This window comes from Dactylosporangium sp. NPDC049140 (assembly GCF_040648435.1).
The window spans coordinates 514,852-531,273 of sequence record NZ_JBEZDS010000002.1; the positions used below are offsets into that span (position 1 = coordinate 514,852).

The following is a 16,422-nucleotide window of genomic DNA, read 5'->3' on the forward strand; positions in this document are numbered from 1 at the left end:
TTGAGTGCTCACGCCCGACAAATCGCGGCCGGCACCCAAGGAAGACCTGGGTGCCGGCCGCGACCGGAAGGAAAAGCTAGACGCGCGCGAAGACCAGCGCCGCGTTGTGCCCGCCGAACCCGAAGGAATTGTTCAGCGCCGCCGGGATTTCGATGTGCCTCGCCTTGTGCGTCGCCACGTCGAGGTCCAGGCCGTCGTCCGGGTCGTCGAGGTTGATGGTGGGCGGTACGACCCCGTGGTACACGGCCAGGATCGTCGCGATCGACTCGACCGCGCCCGCCGCGCCCAGGAGGTGCCCGGTCATCGACTTGGTCGACGTGAGGACCGGGTGGTCGCCGAGCGCGCGGTGCAGCGCCTTGATCTCCGCGAGGTCGCCGACCGGCGTCGAGGTCGCGTGCGCGTTGACGTGCACGACGTCGGACTTGACGACGCCGGCGTCGCGGAGGGCGAACTCGATGGCCCGCACCGCGCCGTCGCCCTCGGGGTGGGGCTGCACGATGTCGTACCCGTCGGAGCTGAGTCCGGCCCCGGCGAGCCGGGCGTAGATGCGGGCCCCGCGCGCACGGGCGTGGTCGGCGCGCTCGAGCACGATGGCGCCCGCGCCCTCGCCGAGCACGAAGCCGTCGCGGCCCTTGTCCCAGGGGCGGGACGCGGCCTCGGGGTCGTCGTTGCGCACCGACATGGCGCGCATGGCGGCGAAGCCGGCGATCGGCAGCGGGTGGATGACGGCCTCGGTACCGCCGGCGACGACCACATCGGCGCGGCCGAGCCGGATGAGGTCGAGGGCGTGCGCGATGGCCTCGGCGCCGGTGGCGCAGGCGCTGGCCACGCAGTGCACGCCCGCGCGGGCGCCGAGCTCCAGGCCGATCCAGGCGGCGGGCCCGTTGGGCATGAGCATCGGCACGGTGTGCGGGGAGACCTTGCGGGGTCCGCTGGCCTCCAGGATGTCGTCCTGGTTGAGCAGGGTCTGGGCGCCGCCGATGCCGGTGCCGACGCTGACGGCGAGCCGGTCCTTGTCCACCTCGGGCGAGCCGGCGTCGGCCCAGGCCTCCCGGGCGGCGATGATCGCGGTCATCTCGCTGCGGTCCAGGCGGCGGGCCTGCACCCGGTCGATCTTCTCCGTCGGCTCGACCGCGAGTTGCGCGGCGATCCGGACGGTCAGCTGCGCGGCCCAGTCCTGGGTCAGCGGCGCCACGCCGGACTTGCCGGCGAGCATGGCGTCCCAGGTGGACGGCACATCTCCACCGAGGGGAGTGGTGGCCCCCAAGCCGGTGACGACGACCTCAACACTCACTGCTCAACAACTCCTCAACGGCTGACCCTGGTGTGCCGGGGCCCCGGTCGGGACCCCGGCGGCGGTTCAGGCCTGCGACTTCTCGATGTACGAAACGGCGTCGCCGACGGTCTTGAGGTTCGGCACCTCGTCATCCGGAATCTTCACGCCGAACTTCTCCTCGGCCGCCACGACGACCTCGACCATGGACAGCGAGTCGACGTCGAGGTCATCGGTGAACGACTTCTCCTCGGCGACGTCGTCGGGGTTGACCCCGGCGACCTCCTCGAGGATCTCGGCGAGGCCTTCGGCGATCTCTTCACGGGTGGACATAGAGCTTTCCTTCCTAGGGTTGACGCGCTCGTCGATGAAAGATGAACAGACCGCTACGGGCAGTAGATGACTTGACCCGCGTACGTCAGGCCTCCGCCGAACCCGAAGAGCAGCACCGGCGCACCGGAGGGGATCTCGTGCCTCTCGATCGCCTTGGACAGGGCCAGCGGGATGCTCGCGGCCGACGTGTTGCCCGACTCGACGAGGTCCTTGAGGATCACGGCGTTGGGCAGGTCGAGGCGCTTGACGATCCCGTCGATGATCCGCGTGTTGGCCTGGTGGGCGACGAACGCGGCGATGTCCTTGCCCTCCACGCCGGCCCGGTCGAGCGCGGCCTGGGCGTAGGGGGCGATGGCCGTGGTGGCCCAGCGGAAGACGGCCTGGCCCTCCTGCTTGATGTACGGCCGCCAGCCCTCGATCTTGAGCACGTCGCCCTTCTCCGGCGCCGAGCCCCAGACCACGGGGCCGATGCCCGGCCGCTCGCCGTCGGCGACGGCGCTGACCACGGCCGCGCCCGCGCCGTCGCCGAAGAGCACGGCGGTGGTGCGGTCGGTCCAGTCGACCACGTCGGAGAGCTTCTCGGCCCCGATGACCAGGGCGTTGCGGGCGGCCCCGGCCCGGATCGCGTGGTCCGCGCCGGCCAGGCCGTAGCAGAAGCCGGAGCAGGCGGTGTTGAGGTCGTAGGCGGCCGGCGCGTTGATGCCGAGCTTCGCCGCCACGCGGGTGGCCACGTTCGGGCAGCGGTCGACCGAGCTGCAGGTGGCCACGATGACGGTGTCGATGTCGGCGGCGGTGAGCCCGGAGGCCGCGAGGGCCTTGCCGGCCGCGTTGATCGCCATGTCGGCGACGCTCTCGGCGCCGGCCACGCGCCGCTCGGCGATGCCGACCCGGTCGCGGATCCACGCGTCGTTGGTCTCGATCACCTTGGACAGGTCGTCGTTGGTGACCACCTGGGGCGGCTGGTAGTGGCCGAACGCCAGGATCTTCGATCCGGCGGCCGGAGTAGCCGGGGTCATAGTTGGCCTCCAATGCGGGCGAGCGGCCGGCCGGGGGCGACCGGGTCGTCATGGCGGGCGAGCCACTCGGTGAGCACGCCGGCGCCGGGCGCGGCCACGTCGACGGGGCCGTGTGCAGTCTGCACGCTCCCGATGACCTGGCCGGCCTCGACGCGGTCGCCCTCGGAAAAAGCCGGAGTGAACGTCCCGGCGCCGGTGGCGACGGCGACGCTGTCCCCGGAGACACCGGGCGCGGCAACGGCCGCCGAGCCGTGGCGCGCGATCGCGTCGCGCGCCTTGGCGAGGTCGTCCGGCGTGTTGACGGTGACGATCTCGATGCCCTTGAGCGCGCGCTTGGCCAGGCCGGCCAGGGTGCCGGCCGGGGCGAGCTCGACGATCGCGGTGACGCCGAGGTCGGCGAGGGTCTGCATGCACAGGTCCCACCGCACGGGGGCGGTGACCTGGCGGACCAGGCGCAGCAGCATGGCCGGGCCGTGGCCGACCGGCGTGCCGTCACGGTTGGAGAGCAGGATCTTTTCGGGGGTACCGGCGGTGATGCCCGACGCCACCGCGGCGAGCGCGGCCTCGGCGGGGGCCATGAACGGCGTGTGGAACGCCCCCGCGACCTGCAGCTTGATCACCTTGGCCCGCGCGGGCGGCTCGGCGGCGAACTTCTCCAGCCCCGCGAGCGACCCGGCCGCGACGATCTGGCCGGCCCCGTTGCGGTTGGCCGCGTAGAGCCCGGCGGCGTCGATCGCCACGACGACCTCGTCGGGCTCACCGCCGAGCACGGCGCTCATCCCGGTCGGCTCCAGCGCGCAGGCGGCGGCCATCTCGCGGCCGCGCACCCCGGCAAGGGTGACGGCGGCCTCGGGGCTCAGCACGCCGGCCAGGGCCGAGGCGGCGAGCTCGCCGACGCTGTGCCCGGCGACGACCGCGGCGTCGTGCAGCGGCAGGTGCTCGGCGGTCAGCAGCGCGGCCGCGACGAGCAGCGGCTGCGTCTTGGCGGTGTCCTTGATCTCCTCGGCGTCGGCCTCGGTGCCCAGATGCACCAGGTCGACCCCGGACAGCGCGGACCACCAGCGCAGACGGGCCTCCACGCCGGGCCGGGCGAGCCAGGGGGCCAGGAAACCGGGCTTCTGCGAGCCTTGGCCGGGAGCGAGTACGGCGAGCACGTCTATGACTGTTCCGGATCCCCTACGGTCCCGCGGTAGCGCGAGACACCAAAGTGAACGACCTCACTTGTAGGAACCCTACAAAAGATCGCGTGGTGTTGTGCCAACAGCACCGCGCCGTTACCCGTCGCGGCCCGTTGTTCACGTCCCGGACCGGATAAACGGGCAAATCACCCCGAGGTGGGCGGGCTCGCCGCGGCCGGGGCGAGCGGGTCCAGCCGGCCGATGGTCAGCGCGATGCGCAGCGCGAAGGCGTCCCGCGGCACCAGCGGGGTGAATCCGGTCACCTCACCGATGCGCCGCAGCCGGTACCGCACCGTGTTCGGATGCACGAACAGTCCCCGCGCGGCGCTCTCCAGCACCCCTCCGCCGGCGAAGAACGCGTCGAGCGTCTCCAGCAGCTCCCCGCCGGCCCGCACGAGCGCGCCGTAGACCTCCTGCCGCAGCATCCGCCGCGCCTCGGCGTCGCCGGCGAGGGCGCGCTCGGGCAGCAGGTCGGAGGCGGCCACCGGCCGGGGCGCGGCGGGCCAGGCGGGCGCGGCGCGGAAGCCGGCCAGGGCCGCGCGGGCGGACTCGGTCGCCTCGTCCAGCGACGGTACCGCCGGCCCGACCACGACCGGCCCGTCGCCGAACCCGACCAGCAGGCGCTCGGTCGCGGCCATCGGGTCCGCGGCCCCGCCGAGCACGACGACGAGGCGGTCGCCGTGCACGCCGCCCAGGATCTCCACGCCGATGCGGCGGGCGGCGCGGTACACGGTGTGCAGTACCGCCGCCGCCTCCCCACCCGGCGAGCGGCCGACCGCGACCGCCACCGGGGGCGCGTCGGCCCAGCCCAGCGCGGCCGCGCGGCTGGCCAGCACGTCGGAGGAGTCCCCGCGCAGCAGCGCGTCGACGAGCAGGGCCTGCAGCCGGGCGTCCCAGGCGCCGCGGGTCTCGGCCGCCCGGGCGTACACGCGCGCCGCCCCGAAGGCGACCTCGCGGCTGTAGTACAGCACCGCCTCGCGCAGCGCGCTCTCCTGCCCGGGCGCGGCCAGGGGCTTCAGGTGCTCCTCGACGACCTCGATGGTGACCCGGATCAGCTGGACCGTCTGCCCCAGGTTGATCGAGCGGGCCAGGGCGCGCGGCGCGGCGTCGAAGAACTCCTCGGAGTTGTCCGGCGGCGCGGGTCCGTCCTGGTCGCGGTTGCGCAGCCACTCGACAAGCGAGCGCACCCCGGCCTGGGCGACGAGCATCACCCAGGCCCGCTGGTCGGCGGGCAGCTCCCGGAACCACAGCAGCGTCTCGTCCATGCGCGCGACGCTCGCCGTGGCGAGCGCGCCCGCGGCCCGCTCGATCGAGCGGACGCTGTCCTCCAGCGGGCCCGGCGCCGCGGGCGGCCTCGCGTCAAGACCGCCCAGCACCTCCGGCAGCTCCGGAAGGTCCGGTCCCAGGTCGTTCACCCGCATAGCTTTGCACGCCCGGCCTCACCGGGCCGCCGCGAGCCGAAGCCGCGGGCTTCACCGGGCCGCCGCGAGCCGGAGCCGCCGGGCTCACCGAGCCGCGGCCAGCCAGAGCCGTCCGTACACGGTGGCCGTCCGCCCCGTCGCCCGCAGCCCGTTGGTGCCGTCGACGAGCCGCCGCCCCCACGCCGTCAGCCGCCCGGGCCGGTAGCCGGCGACCACGTCCAGGTACTCGTACTGCGGGCTGTTGCCACTCCACGACCAGCCCAGGTATCCGAGCCCGTACGCCTGGCAGAACGCCATGATCGCGTCCTCGTCGGGGTCGCCGTACTCGTGGATCGACGAGAACTCCCCGACGACGATCGGCAGCCGCTGCGCCACGAAGTGCCCGAGGTACGCCGCCACCTTCTCCGCGGTGTCGAACGGCCCGTACATGTGCACGTCGAAGACCACGTTGCGCTGCGGGTCGCTGGCGAACACGGCGGCGGCGTGGTCGTACATCACCCGGAACGCGTCGTTGCCCCAGTTCGGCGCGTCGACCATCAGCGCGTGCGCGAACCCGGCCCTGCGCAGCCGGGCGATCGCGGCCTCGGTGGTGTCGAGCCAGTCCGCGTCCACCGCATGGCCGGACGGCTCGTTGGCGATGTTCAGCACGACGTACGACTCCTGGTGACGCAGCACGTCGCGCAGGGTGAGCCAGTAGTCGACGGCCTCGGCGATGGTCGCCGCGCCCGGCTGGGTGCCGTAGCCCATCGTGTCGTGCACGTCGAGTACGCAGATCAGCCGGGCCGCCTTGCACCGCGACACGATCGACGCGACCTCGCTCGGCCGCGTCGCCGGCCACTCGTGCCCCGTGCCCAGCGCCACCCGCACCGCGTTCGCCCCGGTGGCGCGGATGTCGTCGAAGACCGACGCCGGACCGTGCCCGAACGCGTACCCGTGGTTGACCCCCCGCAGCACGAGCGGCTCGCCGCCGGCCTCGGTCAGCCGGCCGCCGGCCACGTGGATGCCGTCGGTCGCGCCGGCCCGCGCCGGGGTGACGTACGCCGCCCCCAGCAGGGCCAGGAGTAGCGCGGGAAACGCCGACCTGACCACCATCCGTTTGACCACGGGTGAGGCGCTACCCGGGCCGGTGCCATCCACCCGTTGTCCGAGGGTGATTCGGCCGCGCGGGGATCGACCGCCCTCCCTGGCGCAAGGTAGCGTGAGGCGCACGCAGCGTGCGAAAAGGGAGTTCCGTGGAGTCCAAGGCAGCCGAGATCGCTGCTGAGCAGCAACACTTCGACCTCGCCCACAAGCACCGCGAACGGGCGCGCGCCGAGCTGGGGGAGACCCCGGACGCCGCCGCCAACGCCGGCGCGGGCCGCTGGCTGGCGGGGTTCCGCCGAGGCCGTCGCGACGCGCTCGCCGGCCCCGACCAGGACGTCGCCTTCGGGCGGGTCGACCAGGCCGACCGGGAGTTCTTCTACATCGGCCGGGAGTCGATCTTCGACGACCAGCGCCAGGTCCTGGTCGTCAACTGGAAGACCCCGATCGGGGAGCTGTTCTACGAGGCGTCGCACGAAGATCCGCGCGGCCTGGCCCGCAAGCGCACCTTCACCACCGAGGCGAACCGGATCCTCGACTTCGAGGACCTGGTCTTCCAGCAGCTGGCCGCGGCGGTCGAGGCCCTCGACGGGCCCGACGCGGCGCTGCTCGGCGAGCTCGACCGCGGCCGCACCGGCGAGATGCACGACATCGTCGCCACGATCCAGGCCGCGCAGTACCAGCTCATCCGCTTCCCGCTCGAGCACTGCCTGGTCATCGAGGGCGGCCCCGGCACCGGCAAGACCGCGGTCGCCCTGCACCGGGTCTCCTGGCTGCTCTACAACGAGCAGGACCGCCTCCGCCCGCGCGACGTGCTCGTCGTGGGCCCGCACCCGGCCTTCACGAGGTACATCCGCCGTGTTCTGCCCTCGCTCGGGGACGCCGACGTGGAGCAGGTCGACATCGACCAGCTCGGGCCGCCCGTGCAGCGCGGCCGGCAGGAGGAGCCAGCGGCCCACCGGCTCAAGGGCGACTCGCGGATGGCCGGGTTCCTGGCCCGGGCGCTCGAGGCCCGCATCGGCGCGCCCGAGGCGGCCGAGCGGATGCTCTTCGACGGCCGCTTCCTCACCCTCACCGGCGCCGAGGTGGCCGAGGCGGTCGCGGTCGCCCGCCAGTCCGCCGGGCACTACGCGCTGCGCCGCCAGCGGCTGCGCGCCCGCCTCGCCGAGCTCGTCCGCGACCGCGGCGGCCCGCTGGAGGCCGAGCGCCTGCCCCCGGTGGAGAACCTGCTGGAGCGGCTGTGGCCGCTGCAGAGCCCGGCCGCGTTCCTGCGCAGCCTGTTCGGCTCCCGCACCCGCCTCGCCGCGGCTGCCGCCGGGCATTTCACGGAGGAGGAGACGCTGCTGCTGTACCGGCGCGGCGCCGACCGCCTCTCCGCGCAGGTCTGGAGCGCGGCCGACGTACCGCTGCTCGACGAGCTCGACGAGCTCGTCAACGGCACGACCGGCCGCTACCGCCACATCGTGGTGGACGAGGCCCAGGACCTCTCCCCGATGCAGCTGCGCGCGATCGGCCGGCGCTCCGCCAACGGCTCGTTCACCCTGGTCGGCGACCTGGCCCAGTCCACCGGGGCCTGGGCCCGCGACTCCTGGGACGAGGTCACCGGCCACCTGCCGGCGCTGCAGCCGCGGGTGCTGCACAGCCTGCGGTACGGCTATCGCGTGCCCCGCCAGGTGTACGAGCTGGCCGCGATGCTGCTGCCGATCGCCGCGCCCGGCGCCGAGCCGATCCGCGTGGTGCGCGAGGGCCCGCAGGACCCCGGCACCCACGTCGTCGAGCCGGTCGAGCGGGCCGGCCGGGTGGCCCAGATCGCCCGCGAGCACCTGGACGCCAACCGGTTCGTCGGCATCATCTGCCCGGCGGTCCTGCGCGCCGAGCTCGAGTTCGCGCTGCACGCCAACGACCTGCCGTGGGGCCGCGCCGACCAGGGCGAGCTCGACCGGGCGCTCAACCTCGTCTCCCCGCAGGAGGCCAAGGGCCTCGAGTTCGACGCGGTGATCGTGGTCGAGCCGGAGGAGATCGTCGCCGAGGACCCGCGCGGGCACCGGCTGCTCTTCGTCGCCCTCACCCGCACCATCCGCTACCTCGACATCGTGGCCAGCGGCGACACCCTGCCGCTGGAGTCCCCGCGCGACGTCACGAACCGCATCCCGCGCCAGCGCCGCGTCATCGAGCCCGACCCCGACCCGACCGTCGAGCTCTCGCTGCTCGACCGCCTGGCCGAGGACCTGGCCGCGATGGTCGCCGGCGGCTCGCCGCCACCGCTGTGGGACGAGGTGCTCCAGCGCACCGCGGCCCTGCTGGACGAGCGAGCGGGCCGCGACCGGCCGAAGGGCCGCCACAGCCGATGAGCGTCGTGTCGGTCATCAACTACAAGGGCGGCGTGGGCAAGACCACGATCACCGCGAACATCGGCGCCGAGCTGGCCGCGCGGGGCCGCAAGGTGCTGCTCATCGACCTGGACCCGCAGGCCAGCCTGACGTACTCCTTCTACCGCCCCTCCGACTTCGACGAGCAGCCGACGATCCGCGCCTGGTTCGAGGCGTTCATCGCGACCCGCGCCCCGGAGCCCCTGTTCAAGTACGTGCTGGCCCCGCACGCGGTCAACGCCCTCGTCCAGCCGCTCGGCGGCAACCTGCACCTGATCGCCTCCCAGCTCGGCCTCGTCGACGCCGACCTGGACCTGGCGGCCGGCCTGGGCGGTTCCAGATTCCAGAAGAGCAGTCCGCGGTACCTGCAGGTGTACCGCCTCCTCGCGGACGCGCTCGCGGACCAGTCGTTCAACAAGTACGACACGGTGCTCATCGACTGCCCGCCGAACTTCAACCTCGTGACGCGCACGGCCCTCGTGGCGAGTGACCACGTGGTCGTCCCGGCCCGCCCCGACTACCTGTCGACCCTCGGCATCGACCTGCTGCGCACGCGCCTGTCGGCACTGGTCGAGGAGTACAACTCGGTCGCCGGCCACCCGATCAACCCCGAGATCGCCGGGGTGGTGTACACCATGGTGCAGTACACCGCGAACGGCCCCTTGAACACGCAGCAGACCTCGGTCCAGGCCACGACGGAGATCGAGATGCCGGTCTTCCGCCAGACGGTCCGGGACAACAAGTCGGCCGTGACGGAGGCGGGCCTGCGCGCGGTCCCCGTGGTGCTGGCACCGCCGGGCACCCCCGCGATCGAGAACCTACGATACGAGTTGCAACAGCTGACGAGCGAGTTCCTGGCGCGCACGAGAATCTGAGCGGAGCTTCCATGACCGACCCGGCCGACCTCGCCCACGAGGTACTGCTCCGCGTAGCCGCCTTCGTGAAGACCCTCCCGGCCGACCAGCTGGCCGACCTGGCCTCGGGCGCGGCGAAACTGGAGCTGGTCCCGAAGGGCGGCCGCCCCGCCCGGACCCCGGCGGCGGCTCCGGCCTTGTCGCGCCCGGTGAGCGAGATCGAGTCGATGCTGTCGCAGCTGGAAACCCGCCAGGCCGCGATCCAGTACGTCAACGACCTGAAGCTGACCGTGCCCCAGACCAAGGAGCTGGCCAAGGTCCTGGGCGTGGCGGCCCCGGCGAAGTCCACGAAGGCCGCCCTGGTCACCGCGATCGTCGACGCCAAGGTCGGCCGCCGCCTGGACAGCCTCGCGCTGAGCTGAGTTCCTGGCTCGCTGCGCTCGCGGTGGGGGAGCTTCGCTCCACCCACACCCCCCTCAAGATCCACGCCAGCCTGGCACGCTTCCCATCCAGTACTTGCACATCGTGCAAGGTATTATGCAGGATATGCAAGTAAGGTCTCGGCTGCTTCCAGTGCTGCGCTCGCCGCTGGTCGGTGAGCTGCTGGCGTGGCTGTACCTGCACCCCGACCTGAGCTGCTCCGCGACGGAGCTGGCCCGCCGCTTCAAGGTCTCCCAGTCGACGGTCAGCCGGGAGGCGAGTCACCTGGTCCAGGCCGGACTCGTGCGCGAAGAGCGGCGGGGAAACCTGCGCCTGCTGCAGGCCGACCTCACCAACCCTCTCGCCCGCCCGCTCACCGAGTTGCTCGCGTTGACGTACGGTCCGGCCGCTGTCCTGGCCGATCTCCTCCCCCCCGTGGAAGGCGTGGATGAGGCGTACATCTACGGGTCATGGGCCGCCCGCTATGCCGGTGAAGCCGGTCCTCCACCGCGCGACGTCGATGTACTGGTGGTGGGGGACGCGGACGAGGACGACCTGGCGGACGCGGCCCGCGTCGCCGAAGGGCAACTGGGCCGTGAGGTCAATATTCACCGCGTGTCGACCGACATCTGGCGGTCGGCCGGCGACGATCCTTTCCTCGCTTCGGTACGGTCGCGTCCGTCGTACCCCATCGTCCAACCCGGAGAATGACCGTGAGATGGCAGCAGGGCCGCGAGGCACTGGATGGCATGATCGCGCGCGGCGAGTTGGAGCGTGTACCGCCCAGCCGCGATCACGCCGACGTCCTCCTGTCCCAGGCCCGCCGGCACCTTGCGTCGGCGGGAGCGATTGCGGCCTCCGATCCCGCTGGCGCTTATCAGCTGCTGTACGACGCCGCCCGCAAGGCCCTCGTCGCAGTGCTGGAGAACCAAGGCGTGCGGGCCACGAGCCGGGGCGGCCATATCGCGGTACGTGATGCGGTCTCGGCTCAGCTCGACCCGCCACTCGGTGGAGCGCTGCGCCCGTTCGATCGCCTCCGGCGGCGCCGCAACCAGGTGGAGTATCCCTCCGCGGGGGCACCTGGCATCAACGCGGATGAGGTCGCGCGTGATGTGCCCAAGGTCGAGCAGATCATCGACGTCGCCGCCAGGGTGCTGGACCAAATGAGTCCGCTCTGATCCGCCGGCCGGTCGCCGTGCTGGAAGTCGCCTACCAGCGGGCCCCCGGGCGCCTCCGCGGCGACGGTCCGCGCGGCGCGGGAGATGGTCCTCGGGCGGATCAGGGATGCGCGGCGAGCCGGACCTGATCCGGCCGGCTCAGCGGCGGGAAGGCACCGGCCTCGTGCAGGGCCGCGAGCACTTCGGCCGAGGCCGAGTTGACCAGGGCCTCACACATCGGGGTGTACCCGCGCCGGCTCCGGGCGTTCACGTCGAGGCCCGCGGCCAGCAGGCGCGGCAGGAGCTCGGGATGCTCGAACTGGTGGATGCGGTGCAGCAGGGTGCGGCCCCTGGCGTCGCGCAGGTGCGGGTCCAGGCCCGCGTCCAGCAGCGCCAGCACCACCCGGCCGCCGCCGTGCTCCATGCGCCGCCACAGCTCAGCGCGGTACTCCCGCAGCCGCCTCGGCATGTTGCCGGCACCGCCGTGCCAGATGCGCTCGGCCTCGATGCAGCCGCCGACGGCCCCGCCGAGGGCCCGCATCGTCGCCTCGCGCCGCCGCTCGTCGTCGGTGTGGGGGTGCAGCAGCTCGAGGTGGCCGGCCCGCAGCGCGATCCAGTGCCAGTCGCGGCCGCAGCGGACCCGGACCCGCTCCTCGCCGGCGAAGCCACCGGGCAGCAGGGGCCGCGCGAGGCCGTCGGCGGCGCCGGGGAACAGCGCGTCGCGGACCAGCGGATGCAGCTGCGCCGCGTCGATCCGCCCGTGCCGGACCAGTTCCGCGTCGACCGGCCCGCGCAGCAGTTCCGGATGCAGGCACGGCTCCGCACCCGGCGCCCGCGCGCCGGTCGTGTCGCGGGTGACCCGCAGGCGATCCCCGGCCACCTCGAGGCGCAGATGCCAGTCGCGCCACCCGGAAGCCCGCTGAAACTGTACCGTCCGCAGCGCCCACGACTCCCGCCCGAACTGGGCGGCCAGGCGCCGCACCTCGCGCGCCGCGAACCGCGGGTCCGCCGGGCGCAGCATCTCCATCCCGGGCAGCCCCCACGAGTCGATGACCGCCTCGTCGACGGTCCACCCGGCCGCGTTCCACGCCTCGACCGCCCCGAGGCCGTGGATCTCCGGCTCGGCCCGCAGCTCGCCGGCCCGCCGGGCATCCCAGAAATGCGGCGGCAGCGGTACCACCAGCCCCTCGGCCAGGTCACCCGCGCGCCCGGCGTGCAGGGTGAGCCGCTGCGACCCCGTCGACCAGTCCGGCGAACGGATCTCGAGCACGACGGTGTCCGCGCCGACCGGGCCGTCGGGCGCCAGCACGTACCGCAGCCCGGCCGCGAGCGTCGCCGAACCGCCCCGCGAGCGGGGCAGGTGCCAGCGCAGCAGGTCGGGCGCGAACCCGGCGAGCAGCTCGGCGGCCTCCGGCCCGGGCTCGCCGAACGCGACCGTGACGCGGGCGGCGGCACAGGCGGCGCGCCAGTCGGCGCGCTCACGGGCCGCGGTGCACTCGGCGATCATCCAGCCGGGAACCGCGTACCGGCGGGCCAGCCGCCAGTGGTCCAGCTCGGCGAACGGTCCGCCAGCCACCCGTGCCACACCCCCGAGCCAAGCCTGAGCGGCGAAGCCGACCGGACTCGAACCGGCGTCCTCCTGCGTGATGTCAAGGCGCGACGACCCCTGCGCTACGACTTCGCCGCGCGGATGATACGCGAGCCGGCTACTCCGCGGCGGCCCCGAGCCTCGCGGCCCCGAGCCTCGCGGCCCCGAGCCTCGCGGCACGCGCGTCGAGCGGCGTGCGGGCCGGCTACTCCGCGGCGGGCCGGATCGGCAGCAGCGTCCGGCTGCGGCCCGGGCGCGGGTACGCCTCCGCGGCCGCGAGCCTCGCCGCGTGCTCGCGCTGGCGCTGCCAGTGGCCGTACAGCGCGCCCTGCTGCGAGGTGGAGCGGATCGTCGTCTTCCACGGAGCGGTCATCCAGTTCGCTGCGGTCGCGCTGAAGGCGCAGGGATTGGTCGTAGGCCAGCCGGGGCGCGGCGTGTTCGTAGCCGAGCGGTCGGCTTGACCAGGACGACGTCGAACCTTTGGCCGACCGTTGCACTGGCAGAATGTCGCTGTGAGCAACCCCGACCTCGTCTTGGTGCTGCGTTACCGCAAGGCCGTGACCTACGGCTTCCACGTGTTGCTCGGCGCACTCGAAGAGCACGACACCGCCACCTCGTACGAGGTGGTCTTCGCCGAGACCCCCGAGGCGACGATCACCGAGATCGAGGCCGGACTGAGCCGCGCCAAGCGGGTGCTGGTGCTGTGGTCGTTCTACTCTCCCGACGCCGAGGCGCTCGCCGCCGAGCTGAAGACCATCAAGGCGGCGGCACCTGGCGCGCTGCATGTGGCCGGCGGCGTGCACGCCACGGCGGAGCCGGTGCAGACGCTCGACGCCGGCTGGGATGTCGCGGCGATCGGCGAGGGCGAGACCACGCTGCTCAAGCTGGTCGACGCGGGAGGTGATCCGACCGGCGTGACCGGCCTGGCGTACCGCGATGAGACCGGCAAGGTGGTAAAGACCGGGCGGCCGGAGCGGCTGCCGCTGGACACATTCCGCGGGTTCTCATTGAGCTGGCACCGGTTCAACGCCCTTGAGATCACTCGGGGATGTGCGTTTTCGTGCAGATTTTGCCAGACGCCCTTTATGTTTTCGGCGCGGTTCCGGCATCGCAGCGTGGAGAACGTGCGCTGGCACGTGGATCAGATGCGCGAGCGCGGGCTGCGCGACGTCCGGTTCATCACGCCGACCGCGCTGTCGTACGGCAGCCAGGACGAGTCGCCGAACCTCGACGCCGTCGAGGAGCTGCTCGCGTCGTGCAAGGAGGGGATCGGGCCGAACGGGCGCGTCTTCTTCGGCTCGTTCCCCAGCGAGATCCGGCCCGAGCACGTCAGCCGTTCTGCTTTGCGGCTCGTCAAGAAGTACTGCGCGAACAACAACATCATCGTCGGGGCGCAGTCCGGGTCCGACCGGGTGCTCGAGGCGGCGAAGCGGGGGCACGGGGTCGAGGAGGTCAGGCGGGCGGCCCGGCTCGGTATCGAGGAAGGCTTCCGGATCAACGTTGACATGATCTTCGGCATGCCTGGCGAAGACCAGACCGACATCGATGCCTCGCTCAAGCTCGCTACGGAGCTGGCCTCGCTCGGCGCGCGCATCCACGCCCACACCTTCATGCCGCTGCCCGGTACGCCCTGGCGCGATGCCGCCCCGGGCGACGTCGACCCGGAGACGATCAAGGCGGTCGACCGGCTCTCGCAGCAGGGCGCGCTGTACGGGCACTGGCAGCGTCAACGTGAACACGCGACACGGCTCGCCGCCGCTGCGGAAGCTTATCCGCGACCGGGCCGAAGCCGCACCTTGCTGCCGGTTCGCCCGGCATCCGAATAGGTGGGCGACGCAGCCTCCTGGGCCTACGCGCGGGCCGGGCGTGGTGTGTCCTGGGCGAGGGATTCGGCGAGCAACCGCCAGATCTCAGCGGCCAGCGCCATGTTGCCGTTGCCCTGGGCCTGTTCGGCGAGGCCGCGCAGGCCGGTGACCGCTTCGTCGCGTGCGCCGTCCAGTAGCAGGAGCCGGTTGCGTAGCACGTCGAGTCTGATGCGGTCCTGGTAGGGCAGGAGCGGGTCGAGGCGGCCGAGCTGGTCGAGCAGCGTGCGGGCCTCGGCGGCGTGTCCGGTGTGCATGGCGAGGCGCGCGCGCAGGGCCAGCAGCTCTTGTTCGATGGTGGGTGTTCCGGTCACGGGGAGGCTGGCCTGGACTTCCTCGACGCGGCGCTGGGCGGCCTCGGCGTCCGGCGGGGTGGTCCCCAGGTCGAGCCTGGCCGCGGTGATCCGAAGGCGCGCCCACAGAGTGGGGTTCTCCCGTCCGTCGAACCCTCGCACGGCCTCGGCGAGCAGTTCGACCGCGGCGACGGGCTCGCCCTGACGGAGCCGGATGTTGGCCGCGGTCCAGAGTGCCTCGGCCCACAGCGTGTCTGACCGGCCCTCGACGATGCTGAGCAGTTCGTCGATGTGCCGGCTGGCCTCGGGCAGCCGGTCGGCCTCGGCCAGCGCGGGCACCACGGCCAGCAGGACGTTCGCCATGACATAGGGGCCCAGCGCGTTCTCCTTGGCCAGCCGGTGGGCCGCCAGCGCGCTGTCGACGGCGGCCAGGAGCTCGCCGGTGGACCGCAGGCAGCGGGCCAGCTCGGCCAGTGCCCTGGCCTGCAGCTCGGCCACTCCGAGTTGGTCGCTGAGGGTGGTCAGCTCGTCCAGGCAGGCCCGCTGCTCGGCGTACTCCTTGCGTTGCCGCCGCCAGTCGGCGACCTGCCACAACGCCTGCCAGCGCAGCAGTGGCTCCTCGCCTTCGGCGGTGGCCAGCGCGGCGGACAGCAGCTCGCCCGTCTCGTCCGGGCCGAGGCCGGTGGCGATGGTGAGACTACGCGCCAGTGATGAGGCGGTGGACTCCACCAGTTCCTCGGTGCTGACGCCGAGCTGGCTGGCCAGGTGCGCCAGCGCGCGTTCGGTGGGCTGGCGGGCCCCGGACTCCAGTCGGGACAGGTAGCCGGTCGACATGCCGTCGCTGGCGAGCGCTCCCTGGGTCAGGCCCCGCTCGATCCGCAGTTGCCTGAGCCGGCGGCCGAAGGCTGGTTGCTCCACCACATCCCGAGCCTAGCCACCTTGCCTCAATCTTGGCAACTAGAGCCAGCACTTAGCCACGCTGTTGGCAAATCGGCTTGGCAAACTATTGCCAACATCCTGGCAAGTATCGTAGCGTTCCCGGCGTTCGATACCGCGAGTCACAGGAGAACGCGATGCAGAAGCTCATCGGCATGACGAACGACATGCAGCGGACCGACAAGACCAGGGCCACCGCACTGCGTGCCGGCCGCGCGATCACCGTTGCCGGGGGAGCGGCCGGTGCTCTCCTCCTGTGGGTCGTCAACGACCCCTGGGCCGGCATCGACCTCGCCGTCCGTCAGGGCGTCGCCACCCAGCACATCGGCCCGGTCGTCGTCGCGGCGGCCGCGCTGGTCGCCGGCCTGGCCGCCTGGGGCCTGCTCGCGCTGCTGGAACGTACCGTCCGCCGCCCGGCCCGGACGTTCCGGATCGTCGCGCTGATCGTGCTGGTGCTCTCGCTGGCCGGCCCGCTGGGCAGCGGTGTCGGCACCAGCAGCCGGCTGGTGCTGCTCGGCATGCACCTGACCGTCGGCGCCGTGCTGATCATCGGGCTGCCCGGCCGACGGAACTACCTGGGGGTGCCGGTAGGAATCGCGTCATGAGCCCAGACGAGCGGGATCGGGCCGCTGGGCGGCAGGT

Annotated in this window: 16 protein-coding genes and 1 tRNA gene; 7 read left to right on the top strand and 10 right to left on the bottom strand. The window is 72.8% G+C overall.

Annotated features, from left to right (window positions below; translation table 11 throughout):
* Positions 1 to 76 precede the first annotated feature (76 nt).
* The 6 genes from fabF to AB0B76_RS06095 form a co-directional block, all read right to left on the bottom strand.
* Positions 77 to 1,294, bottom strand: a complete 1,218-nt coding sequence (gene fabF / locus AB0B76_RS06070) for a beta-ketoacyl-ACP synthase II (protein WP_360370047.1) — start codon at positions 1,292 to 1,294, stop codon at positions 77 to 79.
* A 66-nt stretch (positions 1,295 to 1,360) separates the two neighbouring features.
* Positions 1,361 to 1,606 (bottom strand): acyl carrier protein, encoded by a 246-nt coding sequence (locus tag AB0B76_RS06075; protein WP_223097536.1) that lies wholly within the window; start codon positions 1,604 to 1,606, stop codon positions 1,361 to 1,363.
* A 53-nt stretch (positions 1,607 to 1,659) separates the two neighbouring features.
* A complete protein-coding gene (locus tag AB0B76_RS06080; protein WP_360370050.1) occupies positions 1,660 to 2,622 on the bottom strand; it encodes a beta-ketoacyl-ACP synthase III in 963 nt (320 codons plus the stop codon).
* Positions 2,619 to 3,776 (bottom strand): acyltransferase domain-containing protein, encoded by a 1,158-nt coding sequence (locus AB0B76_RS06085; RefSeq protein ID WP_360370053.1) that lies wholly within the window; start codon positions 3,774 to 3,776, stop codon positions 2,619 to 2,621. Before AB0B76_RS06085 ends, AB0B76_RS06080 begins: the two co-directional genes overlap by 4 nt.
* A 170-nt stretch (positions 3,777 to 3,946) precedes the next feature.
* Positions 3,947 to 5,176 (bottom strand): helix-turn-helix domain-containing protein, encoded by a 1,230-nt coding sequence (locus tag AB0B76_RS06090; protein ID WP_360370249.1) that lies wholly within the window; start codon positions 5,174 to 5,176, stop codon positions 3,947 to 3,949.
* A 129-nt stretch (positions 5,177 to 5,305) separates the two neighbouring features.
* Entirely contained in the window at positions 5,306 to 6,313 is a 1,008-nt protein-coding gene (locus tag AB0B76_RS06095) for a cellulase family glycosylhydrolase (protein ID WP_360370056.1), read from the bottom strand.
* A 140-nt stretch (positions 6,314 to 6,453) separates the two neighbouring features.
* Between AB0B76_RS06095 and AB0B76_RS06100 the strand changes: the two genes are divergently transcribed.
* The 5 genes from AB0B76_RS06100 (at position 6,454) to AB0B76_RS06120 (ending at position 11,122) form a co-directional block, all read left to right on the top strand.
* Complete coding sequence (locus AB0B76_RS06100; RefSeq protein ID WP_360370059.1) at positions 6,454 to 8,652, top strand: UvrD-helicase domain-containing protein; 2,199 nt, start codon at positions 6,454 to 6,456, stop codon at positions 8,650 to 8,652.
* Positions 8,649 to 9,545 (top strand): ParA family protein, encoded by an 897-nt coding sequence (locus AB0B76_RS06105; RefSeq protein WP_360370062.1) that lies wholly within the window; start codon positions 8,649 to 8,651, stop codon positions 9,543 to 9,545. Before AB0B76_RS06100 ends, AB0B76_RS06105 begins: the two co-directional genes overlap by 4 nt.
* A gap of 11 nt (positions 9,546 to 9,556) precedes the next feature.
* Positions 9,557 to 9,946, top strand: coding sequence for a hypothetical protein (locus tag AB0B76_RS06110; protein WP_360370065.1), 390 nt, complete (start codon positions 9,557 to 9,559; stop codon positions 9,944 to 9,946).
* A 151-nt stretch (positions 9,947 to 10,097) separates the two neighbouring features.
* Positions 10,098 to 10,655, top strand: a complete 558-nt coding sequence (locus tag AB0B76_RS06115) for a winged helix-turn-helix domain-containing protein (protein ID WP_360370068.1) — start codon at positions 10,098 to 10,100, stop codon at positions 10,653 to 10,655.
* A 2-nt stretch (positions 10,656 to 10,657) separates the two neighbouring features.
* Positions 10,658 to 11,122: a hypothetical protein gene (locus AB0B76_RS06120; protein ID WP_360370071.1), complete on the top strand. Its 465-nt coding sequence runs from the start codon at positions 10,658 to 10,660 to the stop codon at positions 11,120 to 11,122.
* A 100-nt stretch (positions 11,123 to 11,222) separates the two neighbouring features.
* On the opposite strand, the gene AB0B76_RS06125 is transcribed toward AB0B76_RS06120, so the two are convergent.
* The 3 genes from AB0B76_RS06125 to AB0B76_RS06135 form a co-directional block, all read right to left on the bottom strand.
* On the bottom strand, positions 11,223 to 12,677 hold the full coding sequence (locus tag AB0B76_RS06125) for a hypothetical protein (protein ID WP_360370074.1): 1,455 nt from the start codon (positions 12,675 to 12,677) through the stop codon (positions 11,223 to 11,225).
* Positions 12,678 to 12,709: 32 nt separating this feature from the next.
* Positions 12,710 to 12,782: transfer RNA gene (locus AB0B76_RS06130), tRNA-OTHER, on the bottom strand.
* A 112-nt stretch (positions 12,783 to 12,894) separates the two neighbouring features.
* A complete protein-coding gene (locus tag AB0B76_RS06135; RefSeq protein WP_360370077.1) occupies positions 12,895 to 13,062 on the bottom strand; it encodes a hypothetical protein in 168 nt (55 codons plus the stop codon).
* A 139-nt stretch (positions 13,063 to 13,201) separates the two neighbouring features.
* On the opposite strand from AB0B76_RS06135, the gene AB0B76_RS06140 reads away from it, so the two are divergent.
* Positions 13,202 to 14,515, top strand: a complete 1,314-nt coding sequence (locus AB0B76_RS06140) for a TIGR04013 family B12-binding domain/radical SAM domain-containing protein (protein WP_360370080.1) — start codon at positions 13,202 to 13,204, stop codon at positions 14,513 to 14,515.
* A 23-nt stretch (positions 14,516 to 14,538) separates the two neighbouring features.
* Here AB0B76_RS06140 and AB0B76_RS06145 read toward each other — a convergent pair whose 3' ends face one another.
* On the bottom strand, positions 14,539 to 15,765 hold the full coding sequence (locus tag AB0B76_RS06145; RefSeq protein ID WP_360370083.1) for a helix-turn-helix domain-containing protein: 1,227 nt from the start codon (positions 15,763 to 15,765) through the stop codon (positions 14,539 to 14,541).
* Positions 15,766 to 15,917: 152 nt separating this feature from the next.
* Between AB0B76_RS06145 and AB0B76_RS06150 the strand changes: the two genes are divergently transcribed.
* A complete protein-coding gene (locus AB0B76_RS06150) occupies positions 15,918 to 16,385 on the top strand; it encodes a DUF6069 family protein (RefSeq protein ID WP_360370086.1) in 468 nt (155 codons plus the stop codon).
* Positions 16,386 to 16,422: the final 37 nt, after the last annotated feature.